The sequence below is a fragment of the Hydrogenophaga pseudoflava NBRC 102511 genome, assembly GCF_001592285.1.
In the GTDB taxonomy this organism is placed as follows: domain Bacteria; phylum Pseudomonadota; class Gammaproteobacteria; order Burkholderiales; family Burkholderiaceae_C; genus Hydrogenophaga; species Hydrogenophaga pseudoflava.
This window is the reverse complement of sequence record NZ_BCWQ01000003.1, coordinates 121,857-138,169: the sequence shown is the minus strand read 5'-3', so window position 1 is coordinate 138,169 and position 16,313 is coordinate 121,857. Positions and strand designations below refer to the sequence as shown.

The 16,313-nt window shown below is 69.3% G+C and carries 14 protein-coding genes; 9 read left to right on the top strand and 5 right to left on the bottom strand.

Annotation, left to right across the window (positions count from 1 at the left end; translation table 11 throughout):
* Positions 1 to 6 precede the first annotated feature (6 nt).
* Positions 7 to 1,320, bottom strand: coding sequence for an NAD(P)/FAD-dependent oxidoreductase (locus tag HPS01S_RS05435; protein WP_066152120.1), 1,314 nt, complete (start codon positions 1,318 to 1,320; stop codon positions 7 to 9).
* Between the two features lie 2 nt (positions 1,321 to 1,322).
* Entirely contained in the window at positions 1,323 to 2,249 is a 927-nt protein-coding gene (gene speB / locus HPS01S_RS05430; RefSeq protein ID WP_066152117.1) for an agmatinase, read from the bottom strand.
* Between the two features lie 175 nt (positions 2,250 to 2,424).
* Between speB and gstA the strand changes: the two genes are divergently transcribed.
* Positions 2,425 to 3,036 carry a glutathione transferase GstA gene (gene gstA, locus HPS01S_RS05425; protein ID WP_066152115.1) on the top strand — a complete coding sequence of 204 codons (612 nt, stop codon included), beginning with the start codon at positions 2,425 to 2,427 and terminating at the stop codon, positions 3,034 to 3,036.
* A gap of 3 nt (positions 3,037 to 3,039) precedes the next feature.
* On the opposite strand, the gene HPS01S_RS05420 is transcribed toward gstA, so the two are convergent.
* On the bottom strand, positions 3,040 to 4,257 hold the full coding sequence (locus tag HPS01S_RS05420) for a YbfB/YjiJ family MFS transporter (protein WP_066152112.1): 1,218 nt from the start codon (positions 4,255 to 4,257) through the stop codon (positions 3,040 to 3,042).
* A 63-nt stretch (positions 4,258 to 4,320) separates the two neighbouring features.
* On the bottom strand, positions 4,321 to 4,914 hold the full coding sequence (locus HPS01S_RS05415; RefSeq protein ID WP_066152108.1) for a hemerythrin domain-containing protein: 594 nt from the start codon (positions 4,912 to 4,914) through the stop codon (positions 4,321 to 4,323).
* A gap of 220 nt (positions 4,915 to 5,134) precedes the next feature.
* On the opposite strand from HPS01S_RS05415, the gene HPS01S_RS05410 reads away from it, so the two are divergent.
* Together HPS01S_RS05410 and HPS01S_RS05405 are read left to right on the top strand one after the other, a co-directional pair.
* Positions 5,135 to 5,569, top strand: coding sequence for a lysozyme inhibitor LprI family protein (locus HPS01S_RS05410; protein ID WP_066152103.1), 435 nt, complete (start codon positions 5,135 to 5,137; stop codon positions 5,567 to 5,569).
* A 39-nt stretch (positions 5,570 to 5,608) separates the two neighbouring features.
* Positions 5,609 to 7,033 carry a peptidoglycan-binding domain-containing protein gene (locus HPS01S_RS05405; protein WP_084397078.1) on the top strand — a complete coding sequence of 475 codons (1,425 nt, stop codon included), beginning with the start codon at positions 5,609 to 5,611 and terminating at the stop codon, positions 7,031 to 7,033.
* An 18-nt stretch (positions 7,034 to 7,051) separates the two neighbouring features.
* Here HPS01S_RS05405 and HPS01S_RS05400 read toward each other — a convergent pair whose 3' ends face one another.
* The gene (locus HPS01S_RS05400; RefSeq protein ID WP_066152099.1) at positions 7,052 to 9,334 is read right to left on the bottom strand and encodes a heavy metal translocating P-type ATPase; all 2,283 of its coding nucleotides are present in this window, start codon (positions 9,332 to 9,334) and stop codon (positions 7,052 to 7,054) included.
* Positions 9,335 to 9,460: 126 nt separating this feature from the next.
* Here HPS01S_RS05400 and HPS01S_RS05395 point away from each other — a divergent pair, with 126 nt between their 5' ends.
* From HPS01S_RS05395 to HPS01S_RS05370, 6 genes are all read left to right on the top strand, one after another.
* Complete coding sequence (locus HPS01S_RS05395; protein WP_066152097.1) at positions 9,461 to 9,661, top strand: heavy-metal-associated domain-containing protein; 201 nt, start codon at positions 9,461 to 9,463, stop codon at positions 9,659 to 9,661.
* Positions 9,658 to 10,119 carry a MerR family DNA-binding protein gene (locus HPS01S_RS05390; RefSeq protein WP_066152094.1) on the top strand — a complete coding sequence of 154 codons (462 nt, stop codon included), beginning with the start codon at positions 9,658 to 9,660 and terminating at the stop codon, positions 10,117 to 10,119. Before HPS01S_RS05395 ends, HPS01S_RS05390 begins: the two co-directional genes overlap by 4 nt.
* 165 nt (positions 10,120 to 10,284) lie before the next feature.
* Positions 10,285 to 10,917 (top strand): Spy/CpxP family protein refolding chaperone, encoded by a 633-nt coding sequence (locus HPS01S_RS05385; RefSeq protein WP_066152091.1) that lies wholly within the window; start codon positions 10,285 to 10,287, stop codon positions 10,915 to 10,917.
* A 123-nt stretch (positions 10,918 to 11,040) separates the two neighbouring features.
* Complete coding sequence (ubiM, locus tag HPS01S_RS05380) at positions 11,041 to 12,249, top strand: 5-demethoxyubiquinol-8 5-hydroxylase UbiM (RefSeq protein ID WP_066152088.1); 1,209 nt, start codon at positions 11,041 to 11,043, stop codon at positions 12,247 to 12,249.
* Between the two features lie 221 nt (positions 12,250 to 12,470).
* Positions 12,471 to 13,397, top strand: coding sequence for a histone deacetylase family protein (locus tag HPS01S_RS05375; RefSeq protein WP_066152086.1), 927 nt, complete (start codon positions 12,471 to 12,473; stop codon positions 13,395 to 13,397).
* 7 nt (positions 13,398 to 13,404) lie between these two features.
* Positions 13,405 to 16,083: a bifunctional acetate--CoA ligase family protein/GNAT family N-acetyltransferase gene (locus HPS01S_RS05370; protein ID WP_066152084.1), complete on the top strand. Its 2,679-nt coding sequence runs from the start codon at positions 13,405 to 13,407 to the stop codon at positions 16,081 to 16,083.
* Positions 16,084 to 16,313: the final 230 nt, after the last annotated feature.

The following is a 16,313-nucleotide window of genomic DNA, read 5'->3' as shown; positions in this document are numbered from 1 at the left end:
GGCGCATCAGCCGATCACATCCTTCATGCGGTGCCAGAGCATGCCCAGCGCCAGCGTGGGCGTGCGCAGCAGCGGGCCGCCCGGAAACGCGTGGTGCTTCAGGCGCGCGAACAGGTCGAAGCGGCCGGCCTGCCCTGCCACCGCCTCGGCCACCATCTGGCCGGCCAGGCCGGTCAGCGCCACGCCGTGGCCGCTGAAGCCCTGCAGGTAGTAGAGGTTGTCGCCAAGCCGCCCGAAGTCGGGCGCGCGGTTCATGCTGATGTCGACGAAACCGCCCCAGACGTACTCCACCGGCGCAGCTTTCAGCTCGGGGAACACGGCGCCCATGCGCCGCGCCATCACGCCCTTCAGGTCGGGCGGGGTCATGGTGGTGTAGCTCACGCGGCCACCGAACAGCATCCGGTGGTCGGCGCTGAAGCGGAAGTAGTCGAGCACGAAGTTGTTGTCGCAGACCGCCGCGCGGCCGGGGATCAGGCGCTCGCACAGCGAAGGGTCCAGCGGCGCCGTGCCGACGATGTAGGTGCCCACCGGCATGATGCGCGGCGCGATCTCGGGCGCCACCGCCGGCCCGAACTCCGGCAGCATGCAGTTGCCCGCCAGCACGCCAAAGCGCGCCGTCACCTGGCCTCGGGCGGTGCGCGCCACCAGCGTGCGGCCGCGGTCCAGCCCCGTCACGGGCGAGTGCTCGTGGATGCGCACGCCCGCCGCCCGCGCCGCCTGGGCCAGGCCCAGCGCGTACTTGAGCGGGTGCAGGTGGCCCGAGGTGTTTTCGCGGAAGGCCGCCACGTAGCGCGGGCTGCGGATGAAGCGCGCCACGTCCGCGCCCTCGGCCCAGTCGCAGGCCACGCCGCGCCGGCTGTGGTCCTCGAATTCTTCGTGCAGGGCCCGCGCCTTCTTTGGCGAATCGGCGACGTAGGTGTAGCCGCGCCGCCAGTCGCAATCGATGCCGTGCGCCGCGATGCGCTGCTCGATCAGTTCCACCGCCTCCACCGACAGGTCCCAGGCGCGCTGCGCGTCCGCCGCGCCCAGCTGCGCCTCGAACGGTCCCTGGCCGCTGGCGTAGCCGACGATGGCCTGGCCACCGTTGCGGCCGCTGGCGCCCGAGCCGATGCGGTCGGCCTCCAGCAGCACCACGCTCAACCCCTTCTGCCGCAACCCCAGCGCCGCCGACAGCCCGGCGAACCCGCCGCCCACCACCACCACGTCGGCCTCGACCGCCCCTTCCAGCGGCGCACAGGCCGCCGGCCGGACCACGCTGGCCTCGTAGTAGCTCTTCTGGTTGAGCTGGGTGTCGGAGCCGGTGAGGGATCGCGCGAACATGGTCAGGCCGTCGTGCGCTTGGCGACCTGGCCGCAGAGATAGGCCCAGACAAAGGTGGCGGCCGCATTGGTCGTCAGTTCGGCGTGGTCGTAGGCCGGCGCCACCTCGACGCAGTCCATGCCCACCCAGTTCAGCCCGGCCAGTTCCTCGATGAAGGTCAGCACCTGGGCGCTGGTCAGGCCGCCCGGTTCGGGTGTGCCGGTGCCTGGCGCAAAGGCCGGGTCCAGCACGTCGATGTCCAGCGTGAGGTAACAGGGCCGGTCGCCGATGCGCTCGCGGATCGCTGCCAGCACGGGACCCAGCGCCGCGCCGTCCAGACCACGCAGCGCCCGCGCCGTGAAGATCTGCCCGCCCTGGTCGGCCACGTACTCGCGCGCGGCGCGCACGCCGGGCGAACGGATGCCGATCTGCACCGTGTGCTCGGCGCTGATCAGGCCTTCCTGGATCGCTTCATAGGTCCAGGTGCCGTGGCCCGAGGGCTCGCCGAAATGGTCGGTCCAGGTGTCGCAGTGGGCGTCGAAATGCACGCAGGCCAGGGCCTCTCCATGCTTCGCACGGGCGGCGCGCAGCAGCGACAGCGTGACCGAGTGGTCGCCGCCAAGGAACACACAGTGGTGTTTCGCCATCAGCTCGGCCGCCTGTCTCTCGATGTGCGCGCGCACCTCGGGCAGCGGCGAGGCGTTGGGCAGGCGCATGTCCAGCGCATCGCCCAGCAGCTCCAGCGGCGAGACGTCGAACACCGGGTGGATGCCGTCGCACAGCATCAGGCTGGCGGCGCGGATCGCCTGCGGCCCGAAGCGCGCGCCAGGGCGGTTGGTCACCACGCCGTCGTAGGGCACGCCCGAGATGGCGAACGGCTGGTCCGCCAGCGGCGCGCAGGCCAGGAAGCGGTTGGTGTTGAGGGCGAAAGCGAATTGACCGGTGGCCATGGATCGTAGGAAGTGACGGGCCGCCGGGGCCCAAGTGGCCTGAAAGATACTTCGAAGCAAGCCATTCGACAGGACCACTTGAAGCCCCGCGAGCCGGGCCAGACCCGCTGTCAGCAGAAAACCCGGCGGCCCGATAGCATCACCCGCTTTCGTCGTTCACACCAAGGAGACCCCCATGCTCAAGCTCTACTACTCGCCCGGCGCCTGCTCGCTTTCGCCCCACATCGTGCTGCACGAATCCGGTCTGCCCTTCGAGGCCATCCCGGCCCCGACCAAGACCCACCAGCTGCCCGACGGCACCGACTACTACACCATCAACCCGCTGGGCTATGTGCCGCTGCTGGTGATGGCCGACGGCGAGAAGCTGCGCGAAGGCCCGGTCATCGTCCAGTACATCGCCGACCAGGCGCCCGAGAAGAACCTCGCCCCGGCCTACGGCACCCTGGGCCGCTACCGCCTGATGGAGTGGCTGACCTTCATCGGCACCGAGCTGCACAAGAGCTTCTCGCCCCTGTTCAACCCGGCCATGCCCGCCGAAGCCAAGCAGTCCTTCAAGGACCGCCTGGAGCAGCGCCTGGCCTGGGTCGACGGCGAGCTGGCCGGCAAGCAATACCTGCTGGGTGACGCCTTCAGCGTGGCCGACGCCTACCTGTTCACCGTCACCAACTGGGCCGCCTTCGTCGGCGTGGACATCAGCGGCCTGGCCAACCTGAATGCCTACCGCGCACGCGTCGGCGCGCGCCCTGCCGTGCAGGCAGCCCTCAAGGCCGAGGGTCTGGCCAAATAAACCTCAGAGGGCACGCTGTCGCAAGGCCAGCAGTGCGCCCAGCCACAGCGCGCCGGCCGAGAACACCAGGCCGCGCGCCAGGCCGCCGGGGCCGTCGGCGATGAAACCCACCACCGTGGGGCCAACGATCTGCCCGGCTGCGAAGGTCACGGTGAACGCGCTGATGCCGGCCGCCCACTGCGTCGGCGGCAGGTTGTGGCGCACCAGGGCGGTGGTGCTGGCCACCACCGACAGGAACACCGCGCCGAACAGCAGGCCCGAGGCCAGCAGCAGCGGCCAGGCGGTGGTCAGCGCCGGCACGATGGCGGCCACCCCCAGCAGCGCGTTCAGGCGCGCCAGCGGCTGGCCGTCGCGGTGGCGGTCCAGCAGGCCCGCCCAGATGCGCGAGGACGCGATCACCGCCAGGCCCAGCAGCGCGTAGAAGGTGGACACCGCCGCCGCGCTGGCGCCCTGCTCGCGCAGCAGCGCGATCACGAAAGTCATGTAGCCGATGTAGCCGATGCCGAAGCCCATGTAACCCAGCAGGCCGAAGGCGAAGTCGCGCCAGCGGAAGCGGCGCGGAGCCTCCGTGAGCCCGGCGGCACCGCTGGCGGCCACGGGCGGCGCGGCCTCCAGCCGGTCCAGCACCCGGGCCGGCCAGACCATCAGCGCCGTGGCGCCCGCGCACAGCAGCGCCATCGCCCACCAGCCCCAGGACCAGGCGTGCGGCCGTCCCTGCGCCATGTCCAGCACCAGCGGCACCCCCAGCGCCGACAGCGCGATGCCGATGCCCGTGCCCCCGTAGTACAGGCCCAGCAGCAGGCCGCTGCGCTGTGGCTGCCGCGTCCCCAGCCGCGCCGCCAGCAGGCCACCGGTGCTGAACACCAGGCCGCTGGCCACACCCGCCAGCAGCCGCTGCAGCAGCAGCGCCGCGGCACTGGTGAAAAAGCCGCTGGCCGCCATGAACAGCGTGGCCAGCACGGCCCCGACCACGAACAGCCGGCTGGGCGACGTGCGCTGCAGCAGCCGGGCCATGGCCATCGCGCCGAGCAGGTAGCCCACGGCGTTGGCCGTGTTCATCGACCCGGCCAGCGCATAGCTCCAGCCCAGGTCCTCGCGCATCGGTGGCAGCAGCAGCCCGTAGGCAAAGCGTGTGATGCCCAGCGACACCGCCGCACCGAGCGAGAGCGCCAGGGCCAGGCGCCCGTAGGGAATGGGGTCGTGCGGCGAGGAAAGGGGCATCCGCCCATTGTGGCGCGTCAAGGCAACCGCGACCCGCGCAGCGGCGGAGCGTGGGGCCCTCCTTCAGCCGCCGAGACCGACCGGCGCCGGCGCCTTCATCACGATGCGGGTGAACAGGCGGTCGAACTGCGGGTCGCGCGGAATGCGGCCGTTCAGCGGGTCCTGGTTGGTCGCGAAGGCGGCGTTGAGCGCGTGCCAGTCGGTTTCGGTGAGGTGGCGCTCGGCCTCCGGCAGGATCACGGTCTCTTCCAGCCGCATGTGCTCCAGATAGAAGTCGACATAGCGCGTGACCTCGTCGACGAAGGCCGCCCGGCGCCCGTCGCCCAGCAGTTCCCAGGCCACCAGCATGTGCATGAGTTCGCGCACCCGGGGCTCGCCGCGCAGGTGGTCGCGCTCCAGTTGGTCGATGGTGGCCATGGTGTGCGGTGCGGCCTTGACCACGCGCGGGAACAGCAGGTCCGACTCCTTGGGGTGGTGGTGCCGCTCGGGGAACTCGTCGATGTAGAACAGCATCGCGCGCAGCACATCGAAAAAGCGACCGGAATCGTCCAGACCGTTGACCTCGGGCCCGCGCCGCACCAGCTGCATCAGCGACTGCAGCATGGCTGCCAGGGTGGCGTGTTCTTCGCGAATGACGCGCAGGGCTTCGTGGGTCATGGGTGTTGTCTCCGGCTGTGCATAGCCGACCGTCCGGTCGGCGAATGGTTCCCCGAATATGGCGGAACCGGGTGCCAGGGGGTTTGATACATGTCAAGCCTCGCGGGGCGGCACCCGCCGAAGGGGGTGGGTCTTACAAGTCGTTGCATACCAAAGTGCTAGCATTTTTGGGGTTCCCGGGCCTTGCCTGGTTCTGTCCACCGCTGTCACACCACCCACCATGAAACCCATCCGAATCGCCCTCCTCGCCCTGTCCCTGGGCGCCGCCAGCTGCGCCACCACCGCCAGCGAAACCCCGGAAGCCCCGCCCCCGCTCGGGCAGCTGGAAAGCAAGACCTACCTGGACTGTATGAAGAAGGCCAACGGGCGCGTGGAGCAGGCGCCGTGCATCCAGAAAGAGCTGGCCTGGCAGAAGGATCAGCTGAACCAGTTGTACGAAGCCCTGGCCAGACAGCTGAACGAGTCGCAGCGGGCCGAGCTGACGAAGTCCCAGAACGCATGGAAGACGTTCATCGAACAGGAAGGCACCCTGGCACAGAGCGTCTACGACCCGCAGGGACTGGACATGGGAGTCGACGAGAACGAAATCCGCTGGACCGCACAGCGTCGCCAGCAGCTGCAACGCCACCTGACCATCACCAGGCTCGGCAAATAAGCACCACGGTCCAGAGAGACCGATTCAGGGGGAAAGACAATGAAACACATCGATATCAATGACGCGGCACAACGTGCCGGAGCGGTGTACTTCGTCGTGGGACGAGGCACCGAAGGAGGCCCTGCCTCGTACCGCTTGAGCGTCGCCGGGGTGGGCCCCCAGGAATGGGGAACCGTCTCTGCCGTAGCAGCGAACAGTGGTTATTCGCTCGGGTCCATCCAGGTCGACCTCGGGCAGCGTGGCACCTGGCCATTGGGAGCCGTGAACGGCAGGTCTCTCCTGCCCGGAGAGACCACCTATGTGGATGCGGTGATCACCCAGACTTCGGCCTATGCCCGTACCCACCAGCTGCCCTTCCCCGACGACAGGGCCGGCCTCGCTGAACTGAGAAGCGATCTGCTCAGTCATGGCAACGGCCAGCGGAACCGACCTTCCATTCGGTTCATCTCCGCCGAGCACCGGGACACCTTCAACGCCTGGGCGGGTTCAGATGCAGGAAAGCAGTGGATTCACAGAAACATCGACTTTCCACAGGTCCAGGCGGTGGCCGACGCAGCCAAGGAGGTCATCGACCAGCATGGCCAACACATTCCGGAACAGCGCCGCTTCGAGGTGCTGTGCATCCTCGCAAAGAACGCCAACCAGCACCCTGCCTCGTACCGGGAACTGGTCGGTTCGTTGAAGGGGGGAGCGGACTATGAGAGGTTCATGAACAAAGTGGCCGAACTGAACGGTTCGGTGCCCAACTACGACGCGGACAAAGCCGGCGAACTCGCCCGCCAGTACCAGGAGAACTTCCAGAAGCCCGGCAACGCCCTCGCCATGGAGGCCGCGCACCGCCAGGTCGCCAGCGACCGCTACCGCCCTTCCGAGGAGCGCCACATCCCCGAGATCCAGACCGCGCTGGCCGCGTACCGGCGCGATGTCAACGACCCCTCGGTGCTCGACCGCGGGGACCAGGGCAACGACGTTCGGCTGCTGCAGCAGGCCTTGCAGCGCAACGGCAAGTCCCTCAAGGACGACAGCGATTTCGGCGCGGGCACCGAGCGCCTGCTCACCGAGTTCCAGCGCGAGAACCGGCTGGCCCCGACCGGCTTTGGCGACCACCCCACCCTGCAGGCGCTGGGCATTGCGCCGGCGCTGGACGCCACCAGCTCGGCCTCCCTGCAGCGCATGGTCGACGGCCTGCGCACGGATGGCCGGTTCAGCGGCGACCAGATCGACCGCATCGCCGAGTCGTCACAGAACTACCTGCTGGAGCACCGCGCCGCGCTGGGCGAGGTCACCCACGCCCAGCTGCGCAACGACGGGCAGAAGATCCTGTTCCAGAACGGCTTCCGCCAGATGCGCGAACTGGACACCCGGCAGGCGCTCGACGGCTACCGGCCCGCGCAGCCTCTGGTGGAGGCACCGCCCCCGCCCAGTCCGGTGGCCGAACGCACGGCCGACGCCGTGCGGCAGTGACCCGCGGCCAACGCGGCCTCAGCGCCCGGGCTTCCAGCGCTTGAGCAGCAGCGCGTTGCTCACCACGCTGACCGAGCTGAGCGCCATCGCCGCGCCGGCCAGCACCGGGCTCAGGTAGCCCAGCGCCGCCAGCGGGATGCCGGCCGCGTTGTAGGCGAAGGCCCAGAACAGGTTCTGCCGGATCTTGCTCACCGTGCGGCGCGAGATGTCCAGCGCCGCCGGCACCATCGCCGGGTCGCCGCGCATCAGGGTGATGCCGGCCGCGTGCATGGCCACGTCGGACCCGCCTTCGCGACTGCCCATGGCGATGCCCACGTCGGCGGCGGCCAGGGCCGGCGCGTCGTTGACGCCATCGCCCACCATGGCCACGGTGTGTGTGTGACCGGCCCCCGCTTCTTCGCGCAGGCGTTTGACGATATCCGCCTTGTCGCCCGGCAGCACCTCGGCGATCACCGCACCGCCGTCCACGTCCATGCCCAGCCGCCGCGCCATGGCCTCGGCCGCGCCGCGGTTGTCGCCCGAGACCATGTAGGTCTTCAACCCCTGGGCCTTGAGCGCCGCCAGCGCCCCGGCCGCACCGGGCTTGGGCTCGTCGCCGAAGGCCAGCAGGGCCAGGGCCGACCAGGGCTGGTCCTCGCCCGCACGGCTGGCCAGCAGCGACACCGTGGCGCCATCGGCCTGGTGCCGGTGCACCGACAGCGCCAGCGGCCCCAGCGGCACACCCAGTTCGTCCATCCAGCGCAGGCTGCCCAGCGCCAGGGTCACGCCCTTGATCTGCCCCAGCGTGCCGCGGCCGGTCACCGCCTGCACCTCCCGGGCCGCGTCGGCGGCCACCACCAGGCCGCGCGCCGTGGCCGCCTCCAGCACCGCATGCGCCAGCGGGTGGGCACTCTGCGCCTGCAGCGCCGCCGCCGCGCCCAGCACCGCCTCCTCGTCGGCCCCGGACACGGCCTCGATCAGCAGCAGGCGCGGTTTTCCCACCGTCAGCGTGCCGGTCTTGTCGAAGGCCACGGTGTCCACCTTGTGCGCGATCTCCAGCGCCTGTGCGTCCTTGATCAGGATGCCGTGGCGCGCCGCCACGCCGGTGCCCGCCATGATGGCCGCGGGCGTCGCCAGGCCCAGCGCACAGGGGCAGGCGATCACCAGCACCGCCACCGCGTGCAGCAGGGCGTCCTCCATCGGCGCGCCGGTCCAGAGCCAGGCCGCCAGCGTGACCAGCGCGATCACCAGCACCACCGGCACGAACACCGCCGCGACCTGGTCCACCATGCGCTGCACCGGCGCCTTGCCGGCCTGCGCGTCCTGCACCAGGGCAATGATGTGGGCCAGCACGCTCTGCGCGCCGACCGCCTTCACCCGGATCTCGACCGAGCCCTCGCCGTTGAGCGAGCCGCCGGTGATGCGGTCGCCCGGGCGCTTGGGCACGGGCATCGCCTCGCCGGTCAGCATGGATTCGTCCGCCTGGGTCTCGCCCAGCAGCAGCTCGCCGTCGGCCGGAAAACGTTCGCCGGGCAGCACGCGCACGATGTCGCCCGCCAGCAGTTCGTCCACCGGCACTTCGCTCATCTCGGTGCGCCTGACGCCATCGGGCACCAGGTGGGCCCTTTCCGGCCGCAGCGCGTGCAGCGCGCGAATCGCGTCGGTGGTCTGGCGCTTGGCGCGCGCCTCCAGCCACTTGCCCAGCAGCACCAGGGTGATCACCACCGCACCGCCCTCGTAGTAGAGGTGCACCATCTCGCCAGGTTCGGCCTTGAACCACAGCCAGGTGGACAGCGCCCAGGCCGCCGTGGTGCCGATGGCCACCAGCAGCTCCATGTTGCCGGTCAGGGCCTTGAGCGCGTGCCAGCCGGCCTTGTAGAAGCGCGCGCCCAGCCAGAACTGCACCGGCGTCGCCAGCAGGAACTGGATCCAGGCCGGCAGCATCCAGTGTTTTCCGAACAGGTCGCCCACCATGGGCAGGGCCAGCGGCGCCGACAGCAATGCACCGATCACCACCGGCCAGAGGTCCAGCGGCAGGCCCCACAGACGCTCCTGTTCCACCTCGGGCGCGTCCATCGCGCGCGGCTCGTAGCCCGCGTCGCGCACCGCGCGCCGCATCAGTGCCGCGGCGTGGGTGGCGTCGCTGCCGCGGTAGACGATGCGCGCCGACTCGGTCGCCAGGTTCACCGTCGCCGCCTCCACGCCCGGGTGTTTGCGCAGGGCCTTCTCCACGCGCGAGACGCAGGAGGCGCAGGTCATGCCACCGATGCCCAGGTCGATCTGGCAGGTGTCGTCGTTCAATTCCATCGTGACTGAGTTCATGGGGTGAGCATAAGGTTTACCCCCATGGGAAGGTCAAGCCACAAGGTGTATCCACCGAGGCCACTTGACCTTGACACCATGTCAAGGTGCATCATTGCGCTGTTTTCAATCCACTGGAGCCACTCCATGAGCCAACAGACCTTCACCGTGCAGGGCATGACCTGCGGCCACTGCGAACGCGCCGTGCAGACGGCCATCAAGACCCTCGACCCGCAGGCCGAGGTCAAGATCGACCGCGCGCAGAACCTCGTCGAGGTGAACACCGCCCAGCCGCGCGAAGCGGTGGCGGCCGCGATCCGGGAAGAGGGATACCAGGTCGCCGCATGAAATCCGATCCGGCCGGCACTCCGGTCTCGGACAGCGACGCCGTTCAGGACGCGGCCATCCGCTGGCCGGTCAGCATCGGCACCGCCGCGCAGCTCTCGGGCATCTCGCCCAAGATGCTGCGCCACTACGAGTCGCTGGGGCTGCTGGGCGCGGTGGCGCGCACCGGCAGTAACTACCGCCAGTACAGCCTGGCCGACGTGCACACGCTGCGCTTCATCCGCCGCGCGCGCGACATGGGCTTCGGGCTGGATGCCATCACCGAGCTGGTCGGCCTGTGGCAAAACCGGCGGCGCAGCAGCGCCAGCGTCAAGCGCATTGCCCAGAAGCACCACGACGACCTGGCCCAGCGCATCGAGGCGCTGCAGGCCATGCAGCGCAGCCTGCACACCCTGCTGTGCCACTGCCCCGGCGACGAGCGGCCCGACTGCCCGATCCTGGACGACCTGGCCCATCCTTGACGAGGATCAAACCCCCTGCTCCCCAGCGCGCCGGTACTGGAACAAATCTTTACCGGACAGCATCACAAGGGCAGACAACGGTACACACGGGGGTATGACACTGAACCCATGGCACCCCGGCATCCCGCCCCGGTGTCCGCCCCCTCAACCTCAAGGAGCCTACGCATGAAACCCTTCGCCAAACGCAGCCTCGTCGTCGCCGCCATCCTCGCCGGCATCGCAGGCGTCTCGGCCACCGCCATCGCCCAGGGCATGGGCCAGCACCACGGCATGGACCCGCAGATGCACGCCCAGCACATGGGCCAGCGCGGCCAGGGGACCCAGGCCGGAGCCGACAGCAAGCAGTGGGAAGAGCGCCGCGCCCAGCGCCTGGAGCAGATGACCAAGCGCCACGCCGAGCACCAGGCGCAGCTCAAGTCGGCCCTGAAGATCACCGCCTCGCAGGAAGCCGCCTGGAACGCTTACGTCGCCGGCACCGCGCCGAACCCGCCGGCCGGCGCGCCCGGTATGGCCCGGGAAGACTGGAGCCAGCTGACCACGCCGCAGCGCCTGGACAAGATGCAGGCGCTGCGCGCCGAGCGCGATGCCGCGATGGCCAAGCGCATCGAGGCGGTCAAGACTTTCTACGCCGCGCTCACGCCTGAGCAGCAGAAGGTGTTCGACACCCAGGCCCACGGCGGTTTCCACCGCGCCGGCATGAAGGGTGAACACCGCATGGGCGGCAAAGGCGGCCACGGCGGCATGGGCGCCATGGGCGGCGGCATGGGCTGCGACGGCCCCGGTGCCAAGGCCAGTTGATGCGTCACAGCCTTCATTGAACGGTTCTCCTCAGCCCTCACAGCCCCGGTTCGCCGGGGCTTTTTTGTGCCCGTTGACCTGAGTCAATCCCGTGGCCGTGGCACACACGTAAGCTGCCGCGCCATGGAACACGACCTCCTCATCGTGGGCGCCGGGCCGGCCGGCCTGAGCCTGGCCCGGGCGCTGCGCGGCAGCGGCCTGCGCACCACCCTGATCGAACAGAGCCCCCTCGAATCGCTGCAGAAACCCGCTTTTGACGGCCGCGAGATCGCGCTGACCCAGCACAGCGCCGAGCTGCTGCGCCAGCTGGGCCTGTGGCCACGGCTCGGCGACGAGAACATCGCGCCGTTGAAGGACGCGCTGGTGCTCGACGGCGGCGTGGGCGGGGCGCAATCGCGCATGCGCATCGGCCACGACCTCAGCCCGAAATCCGAGCTGGGCTTCCTGGTTGCCAACCACCACATCCGCCGCGCCGCGTTCGAGGCCGCGATGGGCGACGGCGAGGGACCGGCACCCCAGCTGCGCTGCGGCCAGCAGGTCACCGGCATCCAGACCGACGCGCAGTCGGCCCGCCTGACCCTGGCCGGCGGAGAGACCCTGTCGGCCCGCCTGGTCGTGGCCGCCGACAGCCGCCACTCCAGCACCCGCCGCGCCATGGGCATCGCCGCCGACATGCACGACTACGGCCGCACCATGCTGGTCTGCAACATGACCCACGAGCGGCCGCACGAAGAAACCGCCTGGGAGTGGTTCGACCACGGCCAGACCCTGGCCCTGCTGCCGATGAACCCCGACCCGGTCAGCGGCCGTCCACGTTCCTCGGTGGTGCTGACCCTGCCGCACCAGGCCATCCAGCCGCTGCTGGGCCTGGACGACGTCGCCTTCAACCAGGAGATGACGCGCCGCTTCGACGGCCAGTTGGGCGACATGCGCCTGGTCAGCACACGCCACGCCTACCCGCTGGTGGGGGTGTGGGCCCGGCGCTTCGTGGCCCAGCGCTTCGCCGTCGTGGGCGACGCCGCGGTCGGCATGCACCCCGTCACCGCACACGGCTTCAATCTCGGCCTGCGCAGCATCGACACGCTCTCAAAAGCCTTGATCAGCGCCCACCAGAACGGGCAGGACATCGCATCGCCCCAGCTGCTGGAGCGCTACCAGCTGGTCCACCAGCGCGCGGCGCGCGGCCTCTACATGGCCACCCACGCCGTGGCGACCCTCTACACGCGCGAACACGTGCCCGCGCGCTGGCTGCGCCGCGGCATGGTGGAACTCGGGGAGCGTTTCACGCCGTTCAAACGGGCGGTCGCAGCCTCTCTCACCGGGCTCCGTTAACCCCCCCCGCGCCGCCTTCGGCGTCACCCCCCAGGGGGCAATGCGAGCGGCCTGGCGAAGCCAGTTCCGCCGCATTCTGGAAAGGGGCCAAGGGGTTCCTGCTTGTTCTGGTTGCGTTGCGTCAAGGCAGCCGTCAGGCTTCGGGTCTAGATTGACACAAGTCAATCTGCACGGGCGCGCAGTCGCCCGGCAGGCATCCGCCGCCCGAGGAGACCCGAACCATGCTGTCCGCCTTCATCAGCCACGCCGACTGCGCCCGCCACGACATGGGCGCGCACCACCCCGAGTGCCCGGAGCGCCTGGGTGCCATCAATGACCACCTGCTGGTCAAGGGGCTGCTGGACTACATGGTCCCCTACGACGCGCCGCTGGCCACCGAGGAACAGCTTGGCCGCGCCCACGCCTCGCTCTACGTCAAGGAAATCTTCGATGCCGCACCCACCGAAGGCCTGCGCGCGGTCGACCCCGACACCAACATGTGCCCCCACACCCTGCAGGCCGCGCTGCGCGCCGCCGGTGCGGCCGTGCAGGCCACCGACCTGGTGCTGGCCGGCGAAGCACCCACCGCCTTCTGCAACATCCGCCCGCCCGGCCACCACGCCGAACGCTCGGCCGCCATGGGCTTCTGCTTCTTCAACAACGTGGCCGTCGGCATCCGGCACGCGCTGGACGTGCACCACCTGGAGCGCGTGGCGCTGATCGACTTCGACGTGCACCACGGCAATGGCAGCGAAGACATCTTCCGCGGCGACGAGCGTGTGCTGATGTGCTCGATCTTCGAGAAGGGGCTCTACCCCTTCAACGGCGAGAACGCGACCGGCCCCAACATGGTCAACGTCGGGCTGCCCAGCCGCTCCGGCAGCGACGCCTTCCGCGCCGCGGTCACCGAGCACTGGCTTCCCGCACTCGAGGCCTTCCGGCCCCAGCTGATCTACATCTCCGCCGGCTTCGACGCCCACCGCGAGGACGACATGGGCAACCTCGGCCTGGTCGAGGCCGACTACGCCTGGGTGACACAACAACTGATGAAAGTCGCCGAAAAACACTGCCACGGCCGTGTCATCTCCTGCCTCGAAGGTGGCTACGTGCTCAGCCCCCTGGCCCGCAGCGTGGCCGCACATGTCAGGGTCCTCATCGGGGCCGACTGAAAGAAATATGGACAAACACTACCTCACCCCCCTCTTCCAGCCCGAGTCCATCGCCGTCTTCGCCGGCAACCACGAAGACCCGGACAGCCAGATCGCCCACGCGCGCACCCTCTGCGCCGCGCTGACCGGCCAGCGCTTCTCGGGCACACTGGTCTTCCTGGACATCCACACCAGCGGCACCCTGGCCGACCTGGCCCAGACCCGGGCCGACCTGGCCATCATCGCGCTGCCGCCGGCCGAGGCCCTGTCGGCGCTGGAAGTGGCCGGCCGCATCAAGTGCAAGGCCGCCCTGGTGGTGGGCAGCGGTGCCAACGCCGAGATCGCGGGCGAGATGCACCAGGTGGCGCGGCGCCACGGCATGCACCTGCTCGGCCCCAACAGCCTAGGCTTCCAGCGCCCGCGCAGCGGCCTGAACGCCAGCGTCGCCGGCCCGCTGGCGGCGGTCGGTCCGCTGGCCCTGGTGTCGCAGTCGGGCGCCCTGACCTCGTCCATCCTGGACTGGGCCACCCAGAACGGCGTCGGCTTCTCCACCGTGGTCTCATTGGGCCCCAAGACCTCGGTCGACATCGCCCAGGTGCTCGATTTCCTGGCGTCCGACGCACAAACGCACAGCATCGTCGTCTATCTTGAAGGCATCTCCAACGCGCGCCGCTTCATGAGCGCGCTGCGCGCCGCCGCCAACGCCAAGCCGGTGGTGGTGCTCAAGGCCGGCCGCAAGACCGCCGGCAACGAAGCCGCCCAGACTCACAGCGGTGCCATCGTCGGCAGCGACGACGTGTTCGACGCCGCCCTGCGCCGTGCGGGTGCGGTGCGGGTGCGCTCCTTCGTCGAACTGTTTTCGGCCGCCAAGTGCCTGGCCTCGCGCTACCGCCCGGTGGGCAAGCGGCTGGCCATCATCACCAACGGCGGCGGCCCCGGCGTGCTGGCGGCCGACTGGGTCAGCGAGATCGCGCTGCAGCTGGGCAAGCTCTCGCCCGAGACCATGGCCGAACTGAAGCCCAAGCTGCCCCCGCTGGCTTCGCTGAGCGACCTGGTCGACCTGTCCGAAGAAGCCGTCGCCGAACACTACCTGGCCGCCCTCCACGCCGCCGGTCAGGACCGCTCGGTCGACGGCGTGCTGGTGGTGCACTCGCCCAAGGCCGGCGTCGACGCCACCGACGTGGCGCGCGTGATGGCCGAGGCCAAGGCGCGCATGAACAAGCCCCTGCTGTGCTGCTGGATGGGCGATGCGTCCGTCGGCGAGGCGCGCGAGGTGCTGGGCAAGGCCGCCATTCCAAGCTTCCGCACGCCCGAGGCAGCGGTGGGCGCCTTCGGCAACATCGCCAGCTTCTATCAGAACCAGCAGCTGCTGCAGCAGACGCCGCCGCCGCTCTCCACCCTGGCCAACCCCGACATCGAGGGCGCACGCCTGATCATCGAGAACGTGCTGACCGAGCGCCGCAAGGTGCTGACGGAGATGGAGTCCAAGGCCCTGCTCTCGGCCTTCCACATCCCGGTCACCCAGACCATCCTGGCGCGCTCGCCCAACGAGGCCATGATGATCGCGACCCAGCTGGGCTACCCGGTGGCGCTGAAGATCGACTCGCCCGACATCAGCCACAAGAGCGACGTCAACGGCGTGGCACTCAACGTGATGAACGCGACCGCGGTGCGCGACGTCTACAACACCATGATCCAGAGCGTGGCCAGGCTGCAGCCCGGCGCCCGGATCAACGGCGTGACGATCCAGAAGATGGCGCGCAGCAAGCGCGGCCGCGAGCTCTACATCGGCCTCAAGACCGACGACCCCTTTGGCCCGGTGGTCGCCTTCGGCGCCGGAGGCACCATGATCGAGCTGATCGGCGACCAGGCCATGGAGCTGCCGCCGCTCAACCAGTTCCTGGCGCGCCGCCTGATCGAGCGCTCGCGCGTGGCCGACACCCTGGGCGAGTGGCGCGGCGCCTCGGCGGTCGACATGGACGCGCTGGAACACGTGCTGCTGCGCGTCTCCGAGATGGTCTGCGAGCTGCCCCAGCTGCGCGAGATGGACATCAACCCCATCATCGTCGACGAGGACGGCGCGGTGGCGGTGGACGCCCGCATCGTGATCGAGAGCGCGCCGGCCACGGCGCGCAACTACGCCCACCTGGCCATCCTGCCCTACCCGGCGCGCTACGAGCAGGTCTGGCCGCTGCGCGGCGGCGGCGAGTACACCATCCGCCCGATCCACCCGGACGACGCCCAGATGCTGCAGGACCTGGTGCAGAACCTCTCGCCCGAGAGCCGCTACTACCGCTTCGTCTCCAGCATGACCGAGCTGCCGCCGTCCATGCTCTCGCGCCTGACCCTGATCGACTACGACCGCGAGATGGCCCTGGTGGCCATCCACCGCGAGCGCAAGGCGGGCGAGGACGGCGAGATCGTCGAGACCGAGCGCGTCGTGGGTGTCTCGCGCTACATCACCAACCCGGACAAATCGAGCTGCGAGTTCTCGCTGGTGGTGGCCGACGACTTCAACGGCAAGGGCCTGGGATCGCGCCTGATGCTCAGCATCATGGAAGAGGCCCGGGACAAGGGGCTGGCCGAAATCGAGGGCCTGGTGCTGGCCAACAACCCCGGCATGCTCAAGCTCATGAAGGGCCTGGGCTTCCAGATCAAGCCCTTCGCGGAAGACCCGGACTTCAAGCTCGTCACCCACACCCTCTGAACGGCCACCAGCGCGGCTGAACACCCGTCAAAAAGCGCCCCGGAACCCCTTCCGGCGGCGCTTTTTTTGTCCCTATCTTGTTTAACTATTCCAATATCTCTAATTCGTTGTAGTAGTAGAGGGCGGCATCTGGTGTGGACAAGCCTGTTTTTTCCTTTGAAATCAAAACACTGGAGGCCTGAAAACGCTGTTCGAAAAGTTCTGACGCTGTTCAGTCGAAAAAGGAACAA